We start from the raw sequence: 17,018 nt of genomic DNA, 5'->3' as shown, positions 1-17,018 counted from the left end.
TGAAATTCGAGATTTGAAATTCTTTCAGATTATTTTATGTGGCTATTTCCCAGCGAATAATATCCGCACCCCTCTCGGGGGTAGTTGTCAGCTTGCTACAACAACAGTTGTAAGACATCTGAGTCGACTTCGGAGAGGTCGGCCTATTCAACTATTGAGAGATTGGGGAATGCAAGCATGGCGGAGCCGCATGTAGTCATAGTCGGAGCCGGGCCGGGAGGATTGGCCGCGGCCATGCAGTCGGCCCAGGCCGGTGCGCGGGTTACGGTGCTAGAGAAGCAATCCTTCGTAGGTGGAAGGACTTCGACGCTCGAGCAGGCTGGATTCAAGTTTGACTTGGGACCGACGTTTTTTCTCTATCCGCGCGTGTTGTCCGAGATCTTTCAATCGCTGGGGCGCAACCTCTGGAACGATGTGCCGATGAAGCGGTTGGACCCGCAGTATCGCATCTCCTTTGGTGCCGGCGGTCAACTGGATGCCACACCAGACATTGCGCAGATGGAACAGCAGATCGCGGCCCTGGCGCCTCAAGATGTGGGCGGGTTGACGCGCTACATGCAAGACAATCGTCGCAAGCTCGAATGTTTTCGGCCGATCCTCGAATCGCCCTTCGAACGAGTCACGGACTTACTACGATCGAGTTTCTTACCCGCCGTCGGCTGGTTGCGGCCATGGCGTTCGTTGGCTAGCGAATTGAAGAGTTACTTCAGCGATCCGCGATTGATGATCGCGTTTTCGTTTCAATCGAAATACCTCGGCATGTCGCCCTTCAAATGCCCCAGCCTGTTCTCGATCCTTTCGTTTCTTGAATATGAACATGGTGTGTACCATCCGTACGGTGGTTGTGGACGCGTCAGCCAACGCATGGCCGATATTGCTCGCGAAATGGGCGTCGATATTCGCACCAGCGAAGCGGTGACCGGTTTTCACTTCGAAGGCCGCCGGCCCACCCAAGTGCATACGACCCACGGTTCGTACGCGTGCGATAGCGTCGTTATCAATGCTGACTTTGCCGAAGCCATGCGTCGCATGGTGCCGGATAACCTGCGTCGGCGCTGGACCGACAACCGACTGGCCCGCAAGAAGTTCTCGTGTTCCACCTTTATGCTCTACCTGGGAATTCGCGGGCGTTACGATCACTTGCCGCACCATACGATTCACATTGCACGCGACTATGCCAAGAACCTGCGACAAATCGAAGACGATTTTACTCTGCCCGATGATCCCAGTTTCTATGTGCAGAACGCCTGCGTGACCGATGCATCACTGGCACCGGAAGGCTACAGCAGTTTGTACGTTTTGGTGCCCGTCTCGCATCAGAAGCTGGCTCATGAACGAGGGGGAATTCAATGGAATGCAGCCACGCGCGGGGCGTTCCGCCAGCTAACGCTTGACCAGCTTAAACATATCGGGCTCGATGATGTCCAAGAACGCATCGTTACTGAGAAGATGATCACGCCGGCCGACTGGATGGCTGACCATGCTATCTATCGTGGCGCGACCTTCAACTTGGCGCACGGCCTGGACCAGATGCTCCATCGACGACCGCACAACCGTTTTGAAGATCTCGATGGCGTTTACCTGGTGGGCGGCGGAACGCATCCAGGTAGCGGCTTGCCAGTGATTTATGAATCCAGCCGCATTACTTGCAAGCAAATGTTGCCAGACCTGGGACTGGATTGCGAATTTATTCACCAAGCCCAATTGCCGCTGGTGCCCCTGCAAGGCTCTGCCGGCCTCAGTGTGGCCTAGCTGCGATAGGTGTGGCATAGGCTTCCAGCCTGTGTCATGTGGCATAGGCTTCTAGCCTGTGTTGATACTACCTTTACTGGAACATAGCTTTACACGGACTAGTTTTACTTGACACCCAGCAACAGCTGGGCAGCCGCGATGCCGGGATGGGAATTTGAATGCACACAGGCTGGAAGCCTATGCCACACCGGCTGGAAGCCTATGCCACAGCCACAGCTACACGTTTGCTGCTTATGCCAGATGCTACAATCACATGTATGCCAACTCCTTCGCTCGATCACAGTCCCAGCCCACTGCCGCCAAATGCAGATTCATCGCTGGGTGAGGGTAAATCGGTAAACCAATCCATTAGTGCTCTGCGTTCAGCCTCGGTCGCCTGGGCCGAGCGACCGTGGTCTGAACGTTTGCACTTGGTTGGTCGTGTGGCTGGGCAGATTGCCCTGCATGCCGACGAATTGACAGCCAGCGTGCACCGATCGGCTGCGACCAGCGGTGAGATAATGGCCAGCGAAGTGCTCCCGGTGGCCGAAGCTTGTCGCTATGTGGCCAGGCATGGCGGGCAAGTTTTGAAAGCTCGCCGCCTGTCGCGCCGTGGCCGAGCCTGGTGGATGGGTGGTATTGAAATTGTCGAGTCGCGACAAGCGTTGGGGGTTGTGCTGGTCATTGGGCCATCCAACTACCCACTGTTCTTGAACGCGGTACCGATGCTGCAGGCCCTGGCTGCCGGCAATGCAGTGGCGGTCAAGCCCGCGCCCGGCTGCGAGCAGGCTATGCACATGCTCAAGTCACTGGTGGTCAAAGCCGCGATACCCGGTGAATTGATCGACGTGCTCCCGACGCAACCGGAAGCTGCGACGCTAGCCATCGCGGCGGGTGTGGATAAAGTGGTCTTCACCGGCTCGTTTACCAACGGCCAGCAGGTTGCCCAGCGGCTAGCCAACTCTCTGACCCCGGCGACCTTTGAGCTCAGTGGCAATGATGCGGTGCTGGTGCTGGACGAGGCTGATCTGAATCGCGTGGCGGCCACTCTGTCCTATGCTTTGTCGCTCAATGGTGGCCAGACGTGCATCGCCCCGCGCCGCCTATTTGGCACTCGCTCCACGCTTGATCGCTTGACACCGCTGCTGCGAGCGCAGCTCGAGCAAACGCCCGCCCGCGCGATCACCAGTCGGGGTTGCCAGGTGGCCCTGCAAGCTATCGATAGTAGCATCAGCCAAGGCGCTCGCCTGGCTTATGGCAGCCGCGATGACTTCATGCAGGCCGACCAGGTCAAGCCTATCGTGTTGGATAAAGTGCAACCGCACATGCCTGTGGCTCGCGAAGATCTCTTCGCACCGCTCCTGTCGATGATCGAAGTGCGCGATATGGCGCATGCGGTCCAATTGGCCAACGAATGTCCCTATGCCTTGGGCGCATCGATCTTCGGGCAACCCCAGCCGGCCGGTATGTTAGCCGGCCAATTGCGTGCCCCCTGCGTGACGATCAATGACGTGATCGTGCCGACTGCCGACCCTCGCGTTAGTTTCGGTGGCCGCGGCCTGAGCGGGTATGGGCTGACGCGTGGCCTGGAAGGTTTACGCGAGTTGACCCAACTCAAAGTTACATGTCAGCGCCGCGGACGGTGGATGCCTCATCTAACCACGTCTCCGGACCAGTTGAACAAAATGTTGCACAGCATTTTGCTGCTGCGACACGGACCCACCTGGAGCAGCATGTGGACCGGCTTAAAATCAATGCTTAAATAACGGGAGTAAGCCTTACCCCTACTGCTTACACCTTACACCTTACACCTACTGCTTACACCTTACACCTTAAAGACTACTGACATGATTGATCGAACCACTCGAGGCCTGAGCGTTGGAGTAGTCGGTGGCGGGCTGGGTGGCCTGTCTGCCGCCTGCGTCTTGGCTGCTCGTGGTCATCAAGTGACGCTCTTTGAAAAGAATCCCTGGCTGGGTGGCAAAGCGGCTGAGCACAACGATGATGGTTTTCGCTTTGACATGGGGCCCACCATTCTGACTTTGCCCGGTGTGCTCAAACGGATCTTTGCGGAAGCCGATCGCAAGCTGGAGGATTATCTGACGCTGGTTCCATTGGATCCTCAGTGGCGGTCGTTTTTTGAAGATGGGACGGCTCTGGACCTGCTGGCCGACACGCAGAAGATGTGCGCCAATCTGCGGCAGTATTCCAATTCGAGTGCCACGGCCGATGGTTATGCCAAGTTCTTTCAGATGTCGGAGAAACTGCACCATGTCTCCAATCGATTCTTCTTTTGGCGCAGTATTGGTGGCTTGACCGATACGTTTCAAGCGGGAGGAGTGTTTGATCTAGCGGTGCTGCGCGATGTGATGTCGTTACGCATGGGGCAATCGGTAGCCTCGGTCGTGCGCAAGCATGTGCCTGACGCACGGGTGGCTCAGATGATCGATCACTTTACCCAGTATGTAGGTTCTGCACCGGATGCCTCGCCCGCGGTGTTGTGTGGTATTGCGCACATGCAAACCAGCGAAGGCGTTTGGTATCCGATGGGAGGTACGCGAGCCGTGCCGGTGGCTCTGACGAAACTCGCCGAGGAACTCGGTGTGCAGTTTGTATGTGACTGCGAGATTGAAGCGATCGAAACCAGTGGCATTGCCGTGACTGGCTTGCGCACGAGTCGGGGTGAAGTGATTCCCTTTGATGCGGTGGTGTCCAACTGCGATTCGCTACGCACGCATCGCGAGTTGTTGCGTGGTACGCCCGTGGCTACCAAGTTGGATAAAGGTCGCGAGCCAGCCTGTTCCGGAGTCGTGCTGTATTTGGGTCTTAAGAAGCGTTATGAGCACCTGCTGCATCATAATTTCGTCTTTTCGAAGGATCCGCATGAAGAGTTCGAATGGATCTATCGCCAGGGTGAACCTGCACCGGATCCAACTTGCTATGTATGCGCCCCGGCGGCGACCGAGCCTGGCGTGGCTCCGCCGGGAGGTGAGGCACTGTATGTCTTGGTTCATACGCCCTACCTGCGTCCGCACCACGATTGGCAGCAGATGCTGCCTGAGTATCGCGAAGTGATCCTCGATAAACTGGAGCGTACCGGCAAATGCGCGGATATTCGTTCGCGGATCGTCGTTGAGCATCATCTGACGCCCGAGGATATCGATCGACGTTATCATGTGTGGCGTGGAGCCATCTATGGCTTGGCCAGCCATGGCAAGTACCTGGGTGCCTTCAAACCGGCTAATCGCAATCGCGATTACCGAGGTCTTTATTTGGCTGGTGGCGCCGCCCATCCCGGACCGGGCATGCCGATGGTTATGATGAGCGGCTGGATCGCCGCCGATACGCTGGATAAAGATTCAGCACCCCTGGTCCGATGATGCGCTGGGTTAATGAAACGCACAGAACAAGTCACAGGACAACGCAAAGCACAAGTTGAAACCATCGATCTGCCTCGCACGGATCGATGGTTAGTGAATGGTTTTGAGCGGCATTTCTTGCCCGGATATTTGCGCAAGCACTTTCATGTGATCGCGGCCAACGCTACGGAGCTTGGACCGGTGCTGGCCAACAGCGGTTCGTCGTTGGTGGTCTTCGCCAATCATGCTTCGTGGTGGGACCCGATGATTGCGATCTTTTTGCGTTCGCGGTTGATGCCCGATCACTGCATGTATGCGCCGATCGATGCGGCGGCTCTGGAACGCTATAAAGTTTTTCAGCGCATGGGATTTTATGGCATCGAGCAAGGTTCGCTGCGCGGGTCGGCAGAGTTCTTGCGTCGCAGCGTGCGGATTGCCCAATCACCGACGGCTTCGTTGTGGTTAACGCCCGAGGGTCAGTTTTGTGATGCGCGACATTTGGAGCAACCGTTCATGCCTGGGTTGGCGCATTTGGCTCACAAGCTTTCGCATACTCAGCCGCCAGATGAGGGCGCCAGTCGCAGTGTGTGGTTTGTGCCGGCAGCTATTGAATACACGTTCTGGGAAGAGCGCGTACCGGAGTGCCTGGCCTGGTTCGGTCAGCCGATCGAAGTTCATTGGAACCAACCCAGTCGCAGCAAAGAACAGTGGAACGCGGAGTTGTTCGAGAACTTGCGAGCCGCGCAGCGCAACTTGGCCGCAGCCAGCATCGCTCGCGATGCCCAGCAATTCCAACTGCTCTTAAGCGGTTCAGCTGGTTCATGGAAAGTCTATGATTGGTGTCGAAAAGCGATGGCCAGGTTTACTGGTCGTCAGTTGAGTTTGGAACACCACCAGGGACTGTGGCCGGAACGCGGGGAGATGAAGAGGCCGCGTACCGATTAGCTGTCGCGTTTTCTCCGCGGACTCTGCGGTCTCTCTGTTTCAATTATTGATCTGCTAATTACTCGAGTAGTTCGACGATTCGTCTGCCAATCTCCAGTGATGCAGTGGCTGCGGGGCTGGGTGCGTTGCAGACGTGCAGAATGCGTTGGCCACTGACCCACAAGAAATCGTCGACTAGCGAGCCGTCGGGGGCTACGGCCTGAGCCCGCACGCCGGCTCGGCAGGGTCGCAAATCTTCGCTGGCGAGTTCGGGTACCAGGCGACCGAGGGCTTTCACGAAGGCCGCCTTCGATAGTGAGCGATGGATCTCACCCAAGCCAGTCCGCCAGTATTTAGTGGCCAGCTTAATGAAGCCACCATAGGTCAGTGACTCGGCCAGGTCACCCAGGCGCAACGTGCCCCACGAGTAGCCTTCGCGGGCTAGGGCTAGCACGGCATTGGGTCCGCATTCGACCGAACCGTCGATCATCCGCGTGAAGTGCACGCCCAGAAATGGAAAATTCGGGTCGGGCACCGGGTAAATCAGATGGCGGCACAGGTGTCGTTTGTCGCTCTTCAGTTCGTAGTACTCACCGCGAAAGGGCACGATCTTGGCGGGCGGTTGCATACCGCTCAGTCGGACCAGGCGATCGCTGTATAGGCCACCACAGGTGATGGCCTGGCCGGCTTGAATGTTGGTCTGCTTCGTCGCGATGCGCACATCGCTCGAACTGGAACTGATGGTTCGCACTTCGCTATCGAGCAACACTGTGTGGCCGGCTGCCTTCAGTTTCTCGCTCAATCGCCGGCACACGGCTGGGTAATCGACGATCCCAGCTTCGGGCACATGAATGGCGGCGATGCCAGCGGAGTGCGGTTCCAGCTGTCGAATTTGGTGGGCATCGATCTTGAAGCAATTGACTCCATTGGCCTGGCCACGTTCGTAGATGGAATCCAGCCGCGTGGCTTCTAGTTCGTCCAGAGCGACGATGATCTTGCCGCACAGTTCGTAAGCGATTTGTTCGGCGGCGCAGAACAGCTCCATTTGCCGTTTGCCTTCGCGGCAAGTGGTGGCCTTGAGCGAACCTGGTTTGTAGTAGATGCCTGAATGCAGCACGCCTGAGTTGCGTCCGGACTGATGCTGGCCGACTGCCGCTTCTTTTTCAAGCAAGCAAATCGATGCGTCGGGATAGCGTTGGTGCAACTGCCAGGCAGTTGCTAGCCCCACGATACCGCCACCGATTACTGCGAAGTCTACATTCAAGGTTGTCATTCCGGAAATCCTACCAAATAGGCTCGTTAAACGTGGCAGACTCTGACGATAAATCGGAGAGTAAGGGCCACGGGTTTGCAGCGGAAAGGATTCATCGAATGATTGTCAATACGACGCGATTCGGTCAGATCGAAGTCTCACAGGAGCATGTGATACTCTTTCCGCAAGGCTTGATTGGCTTTGAGACCTGCCGTCATTGGATTATTTTGCCGGATGCCTCCAATCCGGATGTAGCCTGGCTGCAATCTGTCTCGCAAGGTCAAGTGGCGCTGCCGATCATGAGTCCCCGCAAGCTGGAGCTGGACTACAAGGTCAATGTATCGCGACGTCAGCTGACTCCGATCTCGATGCACAATTCGGATCGCGTGTTCATCATGACCATCATTAGCAAAACGGGTCGCACGTTGACGACCAATCTGCGTAGTCCGTTGGTGATCAACATGACGCGCCGCCTGGCGTGCCAGGTCGTAACCGACGACGCCCAGCCGCTCGCCTTGCCACTGACCATCTCGCAACCTCAAACGCAAACCGTACGGCTGGCAGCATAGCAACCTATTGCTAGCATAACACTTTTGCATTGCAGTGCCGGGTGGTCTGTCCCCGCGCCAATGCGGCTGGGAACCCGGCTGGGACAGAGCAGGTTTGCTTTGGGATCGCCGGTTTGCTTTGGGATCGCCGCGTGATCCTGCACCGCTTTGATATCTAAACCCAGCCACCGTTACGCTAGCTAAACCACTGATGGTATGTCCCCGCGCGCGAATGCTGATCGGGGACAGAGCACGTGCCCCTGGTGTGTCGGGGGACAGACCTGGGTCGGAAGATGCATGGTTGGCGGGTTCTGAGCGGCTGGGGACAGCCGCTCTACGATCACGCTAGCTAAACAATCCGTGGTCTGTCCCCGCGCGAATCCGGCTGGGGACAGAGCAGGTGCCCGTGGAGTGTCGGGGGACAGACGTAGGTCGGAAGATGCATGGTTGGCGGGTTCTGAGCGGCTGGGGACAGCCGCTTTACGATCACGCTAGCTAAACAATCCGTGGTCTGTCCCCGCGCGAATCCAGCTGGGGACAGAGCAGGTGCCGGGAGTGAGCGGCTGGGGACAGCCGCTCTACGAGGCAATGGACTTCAAAATGTGCTAAACTGTGGCCGCGTTCATCTTGAAATTCCCGTCTTTTTCCTGCCCTTACATCCACCGAATATGTCCACAGCTCTGCAACCTGCGATCGTCAATTTTGCTCCTCAGGCTCACTCTGTCCAACTGCGCGAAGTGCCACTGCCCGAGATCGGGCCCGAAGATGTGCTGCTGGAAGTAGCGGCCGTGGGCGTGTGTGGTAGCGATTTGCATCAGTGGACCGCTGAACATAGCTGGCCGGTCAACTACCCGGTGATTCTGGGGCACGAGTTCTCGGGTCGCGTGGCCAAGGTCGGCAGCTATGTCAAGAACTTCAAAGAGGGTGATCGGGTCGTCAGCGAAACTGCCGCAGTGATCAATCCCGACAGCCCGCTGGCTCGCGTGGGACGTTACAATCTCGACCCGTCACGCAAAGGTTTTGGTTACGGCGTGGACGGTGCGATGACGACGCACGTCAAGGTGCCAGCCCGCTGTCTGCATCATGTGCCTAAGGACTTGCCACTGACGACGGCTGCCTTGACCGAACCGTGCTGCGTAGCCTTCAGTGCAGTCGTGTCCAATGTCAACGTACTGCCTGGCGATCGGATTCTGGTGTTGGGACCTGGCCCGATTGGTTTGCTGTGCGGGGCAATTGCCAAGTTGCGTGGAGCAGAAGTGGCGGTAGCCGGGATCGCTCGCGATGCGGTGCGGCTGAAGCTGGCCGAAGAATTAGGCTGCGAAGCGATCGATGTATCGAAAGCCGCCGAGTGGGCCAAGGCTCGTGATGGGCTGGGCTGTGAAGGTGTGGTCGACGCCGCCGGCATTTCAGCCACGCTACGTACCGCCATCGACGTGGTGCGCCCAGCCGGTTGGATCAGCAAAGTAGGTTGGGGTCGTGCACCGGTCGATTTCTCGCTGGACCCTATCGTTCAAAAGAACGTCACCTTGCAGGGCAGCTTCTCGCACACATGGGCCATCTGGGAACGCGTCTTGGTCCTATTGGCGAGCGGCGCCTTGGACGTGAACAAAATCGTGGGCGGCCGTTGGTCGCTGGATCAATGGGAAACAGCCTTTGAAACCATGCACTCAGGCGCCATCGCCAAAGCGCTCCTGGTGGTCAAAGGCGACTAGAACGGGGGCGTCAAACTGTCATCTGATGGCTTGGCCCCAACGGTAGGTACCGCAGCCTGTACAAACCAGGTGCCTTCCAACTTTCAGAGTGACTCAGGCTGCGGCATGAGACTGTACTTACATCAAAGCGGTGCCAGAGGGCACCGCACTCCAAGGAGCAAGGTACTTCGCCCTCCCGTAGCAGCTAGCTAGAGATTATCATTTGCAGATTCCCCCCCACGTTCAAATCTCATCCCCAGCAACTGATAATCTCCGATGGCAAATCCAGCTCGACCACTGGTCACCGAGCAGTTGATCGCTCAACTGCTATCCTCTCAATCCGCCTTCAAAATTGCCGACTCCACCGGCGCAAAGTTGACGGGCCCGGCTCTGCTGACTCGCGTTCTGGCCTTGCGTCGCTACCTGCTGCGCGAAGTCATCGCTAAAGACGAGATCAACGTCGGTGTCTTCTTGCCGCCCAGCGTAGCCTGCGTGGCTGCCAACTTTGCTCTGGCGTTTTCCAATCGCATCTCGGTAAATCTCAACTACACCGTCTCGTCGGCGTCCTTGAAAGCTTGTAGTCAAACTGCTGGCCTAAAGCACGTGATTACCAGCCGCAAGTTTATGGAGAAGGTAGAGCTGGATGTAGGCACACCGCTCGTCTATCTGGAAGATCTCAAAGACAAGATCTCGCTGCTAGACAAGCTCATGGCCGCCATCAATGTCAAACTGCGTTCTGCGGCCAGCTTGCATCGAGCTCTCGGTGGCGATCGCAAGAAAGCGGATGACCCACTGACCATTATCTTCACCTCAGGCTCAACCGGCGTACCCAAAGGCGTGATATTGACGCATGACAATATCGCCAGCAATGTGGATGGCATCGACGAGTGTATTCGTTTGAATTCGAGCGACGTGGTACTGGGTATCCTGCCGCTGTTTCATTCATTCGGGTATACCGTGACGATGTGGGCCGCGATGACCTTGCCGTCGTCGGTTGTGTTTCACTACAGCCCGCTCGATGCACGGCAAATCGGCAAGTTGGCCGAACAATACAAAGCCACTGTCCTCTTAGCCACGCCCACCTTCCTACGCAACTACATTCGGCGCGTCGAGCCGCAGCAGTTCAAGACGCTCGACGTGGTCGTAGTCGGCGCCGAAAAGATGCCGATCGAAGTTGCCAACGAGTTCGAAAAGACCTTCGGCATGCGACCAGTGGAAGGTTACGGCACAACGGAACTAAGCCCGCTGGTGTCGGTCAATATTCCACCTAGTCGTTCCCAGACCAAGCCCGGCGATGGACTGCGCGAAGGCACCGTTGGTCGACCTATCGAACATGTTTTCGCGCGGACCGTATCAGTCGATGATGATACTCCCTTGCCGACAGGCCAAGCCGGTTTATTGGAGATTCGCGGCCCCAACGTGATGCAAGGCTATTACAAACGGCCCGATCTGACCAGCGAAGTCATGCATGGCGATTGGTATCGCACCGGCGATATGGGCATCGTCCATCCAGATGGCTTCATCGAAATCACCGGCCGCATCAGTCGCTTTTCCAAAATCGGTGGCGAGATGGTGCCACATATTCACATCGAAGAAACCATCAGCCGCATCATCGGTCAAAATGAAGAAGGCACACTGCAAGCTGCCGTCACCGCCGTCCCAGATGCGAAACGCGGTGAACGCTTGATCGTGCTCTACACCAGCCTGCCCATCAGCAAGAGTGAACTGCTCAAGAAGATGGCCGCAGCCGACTTACCCAACCTCTACATCCCCAGCGAAGATAGCTTCTTGCAAGTCGAAAAAATCCCGGAACTCGGCACCGGCAAACTAGATCTAAAAGGTCTCAAAGAGACAGCCATGAAACATTTTGCCTAAGGTCTGCTTTCGCTCTGCGAAAGGCAAAGGGCGCATGCGCGATTGTCATGCGCTTGATCCGATTGCCTGGCGGGCTCGGCTGAGTGAGACCTGGGAACGGTGGGTAGTGGTGAGTTGGTTAGAGGGTTCGCCTCGCCTGGCGGCTACGGGTTAAACGATTTGTCCAGGGGTTGGTTAGCGCGGGACTACTGGTCGGACGGGGACTATGATACTGCCGTCGGACAGGCTGGCCTTGGCACCGCTTTGGCGCGAGGACCTGTTACCAGTGATTAACGCGGCGGGTTGAGCTGGGCTGGCAACAGGCATGGGGACAGCGGCGGCGGTGCGGCGCTGCGCGGCAGCTGCGGCAGCGGCTTCTTCTTCGGCAATTTTTTGCAGCTCGGCTGCGTCGACCGCGCTTGGATGATTGGCGGCAATCTGCGCGGCCACTTGGGAGAACTTGGCTTTCACCGTGGGATCGACCCGATTAAGCCGCATGGCCAACTGCTGCGCGGCGGCTGGATTGTCGCGACACAGTTCGTACAGCTGGGCCACGAACTTGGCGGATTCGACAAAGTTGTAATCGGCGGTCTTGCCAACAAGTGGCCCCAGCGTGCGCGTCAACAAATCGGCGCCGAAGTTGTCCAGCTTCATGAAGATGTCCATCGTCACCGTCACGGTGGGCTCGCCGCTGCGACTGGTTCCGTTGGTGCTGTGCAATACGCTGACACAGCGGCCATCGATCTCGCGTGCGGCCATCGAACCGGTATAAGATCCATTGCCATAGTAGACGTGCACATCGCTGGTGCCATACAGCAATTCAGCGCGACACGTGGTGCCCGCGCCATCGACGCCCTTGAAGACATAAGGCGCAATGCGTTTGACTTCGACTTTGGTAATGCCCATCAACTCCCAGATGTTGACAATGATCTCTGGGTACCGAACCAGTAGCGTATAGAGCTCTGGATCGCACTCGATGGTTTGCGTCGGCAACCGCCGAAAGAAACTAGGCCGCTCGACGACAGCGCGAATGTTCTCTTGAGCCTGCCCGGTGATCCGAGCAAACGGTATGCGCTCAACAGCGTTGGCTTCGGTCGCGGCACTGGATGCCGAGTCCCTCAGCCATGGTTCCGCTGCAGATGCATAGGAACTGCCCAATCCGCCAGCGCAAATCAGGAGTCCTAGTAGCAGACTTGACCGCATCTCGTCGCTCACGTAGTTAGCGCAAAAAGGCCCCCGCCCCCAAACAATCACGCGAGCTGTTTCGGGCGCGCAAGATTGCTTACTTCTGTCATCGGCAGCCCTCAGGCAGATTCCCCACACCTTTTGGTTACTTCTTAGCGCACGTCAGTCAAATCGCGTAGCCGATCTCGCCAGAGATTGGTTGAATCGTAGCCGATCTCGCCAGAGATTGGATGAATTAGAGGTGGCGCGTCCAAAGTCTGGCGACTTCGGCTACGGGCTAAATCTGGTAATTGGCTTCGGGCGCCATTTCGTCGGGCATACGCATGCGCAGTTTGGGTTTTTCCAACACAACCGTGGTCTTGGGGGCCACGCTGCTCGTAATCCACACCGAGCTACCAATGATACTCTCGGCTCCCACAATCGTTTTGCCACCGAGAATGGTAGCATTAGCGTAAATCACTACGCGATCTTCGATCGTGGGGTGTCGCTTCTGGCCTCGAATCAGCTGGCCATCGGAATCAGTAGGAAAACTCAACGCACCCAGCGTTACACCTTGATAGATCTTTACCCGTGAACCGATTTCGCATGTTTCGCCGATGACCACGCCAGTGCCGTGATCGATAAAAAAGAATTCGCCAATGTTGGCGCCAGGATTGATATCAATTCCAGTCTGCTGGTGAGCCCATTCGGTCATCATACGAGGGATAAAGGGTACGCCCAGTTTGCGCAGCTCGTGAGCGATGCGATAGACCGTGATCGCTTCCAAGCCCGGATAGCAAAAGATGATTTCATCGCGACTGCTAACGGCTGGGTCGCCATCAAAGGCCGCTTCGACATCGGTGGCCAACATCCGCCGCAACCGCGGAATCTGTTCCAAGAAATGCAGCGTGATCGCTTGCCCCTTGGCTTCGTAGTCCACGGGATCTACGCATTCGCTCTTTTGATTGCGCACCCGATCTTCGTGATGCAAGGCGCGGGCAATTTGTTGAGTCAATTTGTCATGCAAACCGTCGATCAAATTGCCGACGTGGTACATGACATTTCCAATATGCAAACCTTCGCGTCGTCGAAAGCCGGGATACAGGATGTCCTTCAAGTCTTCCAGGATACCGACTACGACTTCATATTTAGGCAGCGGACAATGGCCCAAGTGGTTGATGCGATCTTCTTTGGTATAAGTCGCTACGATCGCCGCCGTTAGATTGGGCAGTTGTTCTTTCAGTCGTAAATCCGATGCCATACTTGGTCGCTCCCGCATCATGAAAGCACTTGCCAGCGGTAATGTCGCTGGCGGGCCTGATGAGCCGATAATCAATTCGGCAGGCATACTGAGCAAATCAAGCCAGACTGCCAGAAGCGGTTTATTTTACGCAGTTTGACGACCCGCGAATGCAGAAACTGAAATTTCAATTTTCCAGTTTCAAAGTCATCGCGCCGCGCACCAAGTCAAAACAGACGACTGCATCTTGCCCATCAAACCACACGCAGCTGCTCTTGAGCAACTCAGCTGCACGCACTTCCGTCAGCGGCTTGGCTTCGAGCGTGATCTTCTGAGCAGCCCAGCCCGGAATGCGTAACGTGAATTTTGGGCAACTAAACGGCGCCAGCAACTTGATAGCTGAATCGCTACGAGTGATGCGCGTCAGTTCTTTGGCCGTCCAGTAGCGGCCAATCTCCGAGATCTTCATCCACTGCGTTTGCTGGCCATATCGTTGGGCCAGCGCCATGACGATCGACTGGAATTGTTGGAATCCCGTTTCGCTGCCATTACCGTACAGGCCTGGCCAGTGGCACAACATGACAGCTGGTTGTTTGTGCTGAATCAATTGCACCATGCGACCAGCGGTAGCATCTTCGTTGCAGTACAGATGCCCTTCGCTCGGGCGATCACCATCCCAGCCACCGAACCAATCGCCGGTTCCAGCTGGGACATTGACCGTAACACGCGGTTGATCGCTGTCCAGATCGCGCCGGCCTTCCAGCTTGGGTTCGGTCGGCTCGTCACCTTCGGAAACGTATTTGAAGTAGTAGGGCAACTCGCTGCCATACACATCACGGACCGCCTCAAACACGGCTAGCGGCAGTTTGTCTTTGACTTTGTTGCCAAAGCCACCGGGCGTCGTGATGCCCTCACACGGTAAGTCGCAGTTCTTCAAGATGCGCAGGGCATACGCCAGGTAGTTAGCCAGTTCATCCACACTCTGGTCGACTTGAGGATAAGAGTTCTCCATCGTACCGGCGTTGATCTCTGGCAACGGGCGACCGGTTTTCACATCGATGACGCGCGTGTGAGTAATCATCTCGGGTGTGATGTCCCAATTGGGCACGATCGATTCGCGCACCAGCTTCAGACTGGCTTGCAATTGGGCGCGCGACCAACCGGGTAGTTCGCGATCGAGCCAGCCAACGCACGCCGGGTAGGGAACCATCGAGAACTTGCCGCGGACTTCATGTTCGGCACACCACAGAGCAAAGCGCCGCAAGAAGTCATCAGGAATTTCAGTGGGCCAGCTTTGCCAAGGCCGATCATACTCATCGCGATCGGGCCAGGCGGTGGCGAACTGGGGCATGCAGAAGCGGCCCATGTTCACCAGGCAAGTGGAATCATCGATGATAAACGACAGCGGCACCCTCAGCCTGGGCAATTCAACGCTGACGTCGCTGGCCAATGGATTGGCTGTTGTAATAGCCAGTGGACTAGCCACGCCGACCAACGGCGCTGTCAACGTCGCTGCGGCTGTCGAAGTCAGAAACGTGCGTCGGAGCATAGCATCACCTTGTGAACTAAACCGTAGGCGTTAGCCGGCGTTAGCCTCGGTTGTTGAACGTTCATAGCCGTTGGTTAGTGGGAACCGGGGCTAATGCCCTCGGCTTAGTCTCGCCAACCGCACCACTTCGTTGCGAGCACTGGCATTGGTCTTTTGTCCACTTTACTTTAGCCAACTAGCAATGTGCTCACGCAGTATGAATCGCTCGGCCTCCGACGGCCAGTGCAGCTTCGTGCACGATTTCGCTGAGCGTGGGATGGGCATGGCAGCAACGGGCGATGTCTTCACTGCTGGCGCCGAACTCCATGGCGGCCACGCATTCGGCGATCAAATCACCGGCGCGTGCACCGATGATATGCACACCCAAAACGCGATCGGTCTTGGCATCGGCCAACATCTTGACGCGACCTTGCGATTCACCCAGGGCCAGAGCGCGTCCATTAGCGCCGTACGGACAAATGCCTTTGACGTATTCGATACCCGCTTCTTTCAACTGCTCTTCGGTCTTGCCCACGGTGGCGATCTCCGGATGTGTGTAGGCCACACCGGGAATGGCATCGTAGTTGATATGACTCTTCATGCCCGTGATACGCTCGACGCACACCACGCCCTCTTCGCTGGCTTTGTGCGCCAACATCGCGCCGCCGATCAAATCGCCGATCGCATAGATGCCTTTAACGGCGGTTTGGAAATTTTCATCGACCGCGATAAAGCCGCGGCGATCGGTTTCGATACCCACGCTTTCCAGTCCGAGTTCTTGCGAACAAGGCACGCGACCGGCCGAGACCAATACGCGATCGCATTCGATCGGGTCAGCCCCTTTGCAACGCACGACGCACTTGTCGCCTTCGACAGTAGCACTTTCGACCCAGCTGCCCAAGCGAAAGGTCAGCCCTTGTTTTTCGAGCGTGCGCTGCGCCAGCGTGGCGATCTCGCCGTCCATGCCAGGCATGATGCGGTCGAGAGCTTCCAGAACCGTGACCTGGCTGCCCAGGCGTTTCCACACGCTGCCCAGTTCCAGACCGATGTAGCCCGCTCCGATAACCACCAGATGCTTGGGTACCGTTGGAAAGGCCAGAGCCATTGTGCTATTGCCGATGCGCTGGCCATCTTCTTGGATGCCGCGCATGGTAGCCGAACGACTGCCGGTGGCCAGGATGATATGTTTGGCTCGCAGGGCAGTGGGCTCGTCTTTACCCTGCACGACCACCGTATCGGGATCCTGCAATTTGCCGCGACCGCGATAGGCGACCACCTTTTTACGTTTCAGCAGCATGTCGATGCCACCGGTCAACTGATCAACGATTTTGTCTTTGCGGGCGAGCATGGCGGCCAGGTCGAGGGCCACGCCCTGAGCTTGGATGCCATGAGAGGCGAACTGCGTTTGGGCTTCGTGATACAAATGGCTCGATTCCAGCAAGGCTTTGCTGGGGATGCAGCCGACGCGCAGGCAGGTACCGCCAAAGCGATCATTTTCATCGATGCAAGCGACACTCAAGCCCAGTTGAGCCGCTCGAATAGCCGCGACGTAACCACCAGGACCACCACCGACCACTACCACGTCATGCTCAACTTGCTTCATCACTGGTGCCTTTATGAAAAGACTGCATTTTAAGGCCGGCGGGTAATTGGCGGAAGTGCGGCACCGCCCGACGACCGCCAGCCTAACGCGGTCGATCAACCGATCACTGACAAATTGGCCTTGA

Annotated in this window: 12 protein-coding genes; 7 read left to right on the top strand and 5 right to left on the bottom strand. The window is 56.9% G+C overall.

From position 1 onward, the window contains the following. Positions 1–177 precede the first annotated feature (177 nt). The 4 genes from crtI to SH573x_RS30730 all read left to right on the top strand — a co-directional run bounded on the left by crtI (position 178) and on the right by SH573x_RS30730 (position 6,035). Positions 178–1,752, top strand: coding sequence for a phytoene desaturase family protein (gene crtI / locus SH573x_RS30745; protein ID WP_479352065.1), 1,575 nt, complete (start codon positions 178–180; stop codon positions 1,750–1,752). A gap of 179 nt (positions 1,753–1,931) precedes the next feature. Next, a complete protein-coding gene (locus tag SH573x_RS30740; protein ID WP_479352064.1) occupies positions 1,932–3,497 on the top strand; it encodes an aldehyde dehydrogenase family protein in 1,566 nt (521 codons plus the stop codon). A gap of 81 nt (positions 3,498–3,578) precedes the next feature. Next, positions 3,579–5,111 (top strand): phytoene desaturase family protein, encoded by a 1,533-nt coding sequence (locus SH573x_RS30735; RefSeq protein ID WP_479352063.1) that lies wholly within the window; start codon positions 3,579–3,581, stop codon positions 5,109–5,111. Positions 5,112–5,123: 12 nt separating this feature from the next. Next, a complete protein-coding gene (locus SH573x_RS30730; RefSeq protein ID WP_479352062.1) occupies positions 5,124–6,035 on the top strand; it encodes a lysophospholipid acyltransferase family protein in 912 nt (303 codons plus the stop codon). Between the two features lie 58 nt (positions 6,036–6,093). Here SH573x_RS30730 and lhgO read toward each other — a convergent pair whose 3' ends face one another. Continuing rightward, positions 6,094–7,287 (bottom strand): L-2-hydroxyglutarate oxidase, encoded by a 1,194-nt coding sequence (lhgO, locus tag SH573x_RS30725; protein WP_479352061.1) that lies wholly within the window; start codon positions 7,285–7,287, stop codon positions 6,094–6,096. A gap of 98 nt (positions 7,288–7,385) precedes the next feature. Here lhgO and fliW point away from each other — a divergent pair, with 98 nt between their 5' ends. The 3 genes from fliW (at position 7,386) to SH573x_RS30710 (ending at position 11,380) form a co-directional block, all read left to right on the top strand. Further along, on the top strand, positions 7,386–7,835 hold the full coding sequence (fliW, locus tag SH573x_RS30720; protein WP_479352060.1) for a flagellar assembly protein FliW: 450 nt from the start codon (positions 7,386–7,388) through the stop codon (positions 7,833–7,835). Positions 7,836–8,482: 647 nt separating this feature from the next. Continuing rightward, on the top strand, positions 8,483–9,526 hold the full coding sequence (locus tag SH573x_RS30715) for a zinc-binding dehydrogenase (RefSeq protein ID WP_479352059.1): 1,044 nt from the start codon (positions 8,483–8,485) through the stop codon (positions 9,524–9,526). 255 nt (positions 9,527–9,781) lie between these two features. Then, positions 9,782–11,380: an AMP-binding protein gene (locus tag SH573x_RS30710; RefSeq protein WP_479352058.1), complete on the top strand. Its 1,599-nt coding sequence runs from the start codon at positions 9,782–9,784 to the stop codon at positions 11,378–11,380. A 174-nt stretch (positions 11,381–11,554) separates the two neighbouring features. Here SH573x_RS30710 and SH573x_RS30705 read toward each other — a convergent pair whose 3' ends face one another. The 4 genes from SH573x_RS30705 to lpdA all read right to left on the bottom strand — a co-directional run bounded on the left by SH573x_RS30705 (position 11,555) and on the right by lpdA (position 16,894). After that, positions 11,555–12,562 carry a hypothetical protein gene (locus SH573x_RS30705; protein WP_479352057.1) on the bottom strand — a complete coding sequence of 336 codons (1,008 nt, stop codon included), beginning with the start codon at positions 12,560–12,562 and terminating at the stop codon, positions 11,555–11,557. A gap of 259 nt (positions 12,563–12,821) precedes the next feature. Further along, positions 12,822–13,784: a serine O-acetyltransferase gene (locus SH573x_RS30700; protein WP_479352056.1), complete on the bottom strand. Its 963-nt coding sequence runs from the start codon at positions 13,782–13,784 to the stop codon at positions 12,822–12,824. Positions 13,785–13,950: 166 nt separating this feature from the next. Then, the gene (locus SH573x_RS30695; RefSeq protein WP_479352055.1) at positions 13,951–15,312 is read right to left on the bottom strand and encodes a hypothetical protein; all 1,362 of its coding nucleotides are present in this window, start codon (positions 15,310–15,312) and stop codon (positions 13,951–13,953) included. A gap of 187 nt (positions 15,313–15,499) precedes the next feature. Next, on the bottom strand, positions 15,500–16,894 hold the full coding sequence (gene lpdA / locus SH573x_RS30690) for a dihydrolipoyl dehydrogenase (protein ID WP_479352054.1): 1,395 nt from the start codon (positions 16,892–16,894) through the stop codon (positions 15,500–15,502). Between the last annotated feature and the right edge of the window lie 124 nt (positions 16,895–17,018).

This window comes from Rania fehmarnensis, from assembly GCF_056494185.1.
The sequence above is the reverse complement of the archived record's forward strand: the minus strand, read 5'-3'. Positions and strand labels throughout refer to the sequence as shown.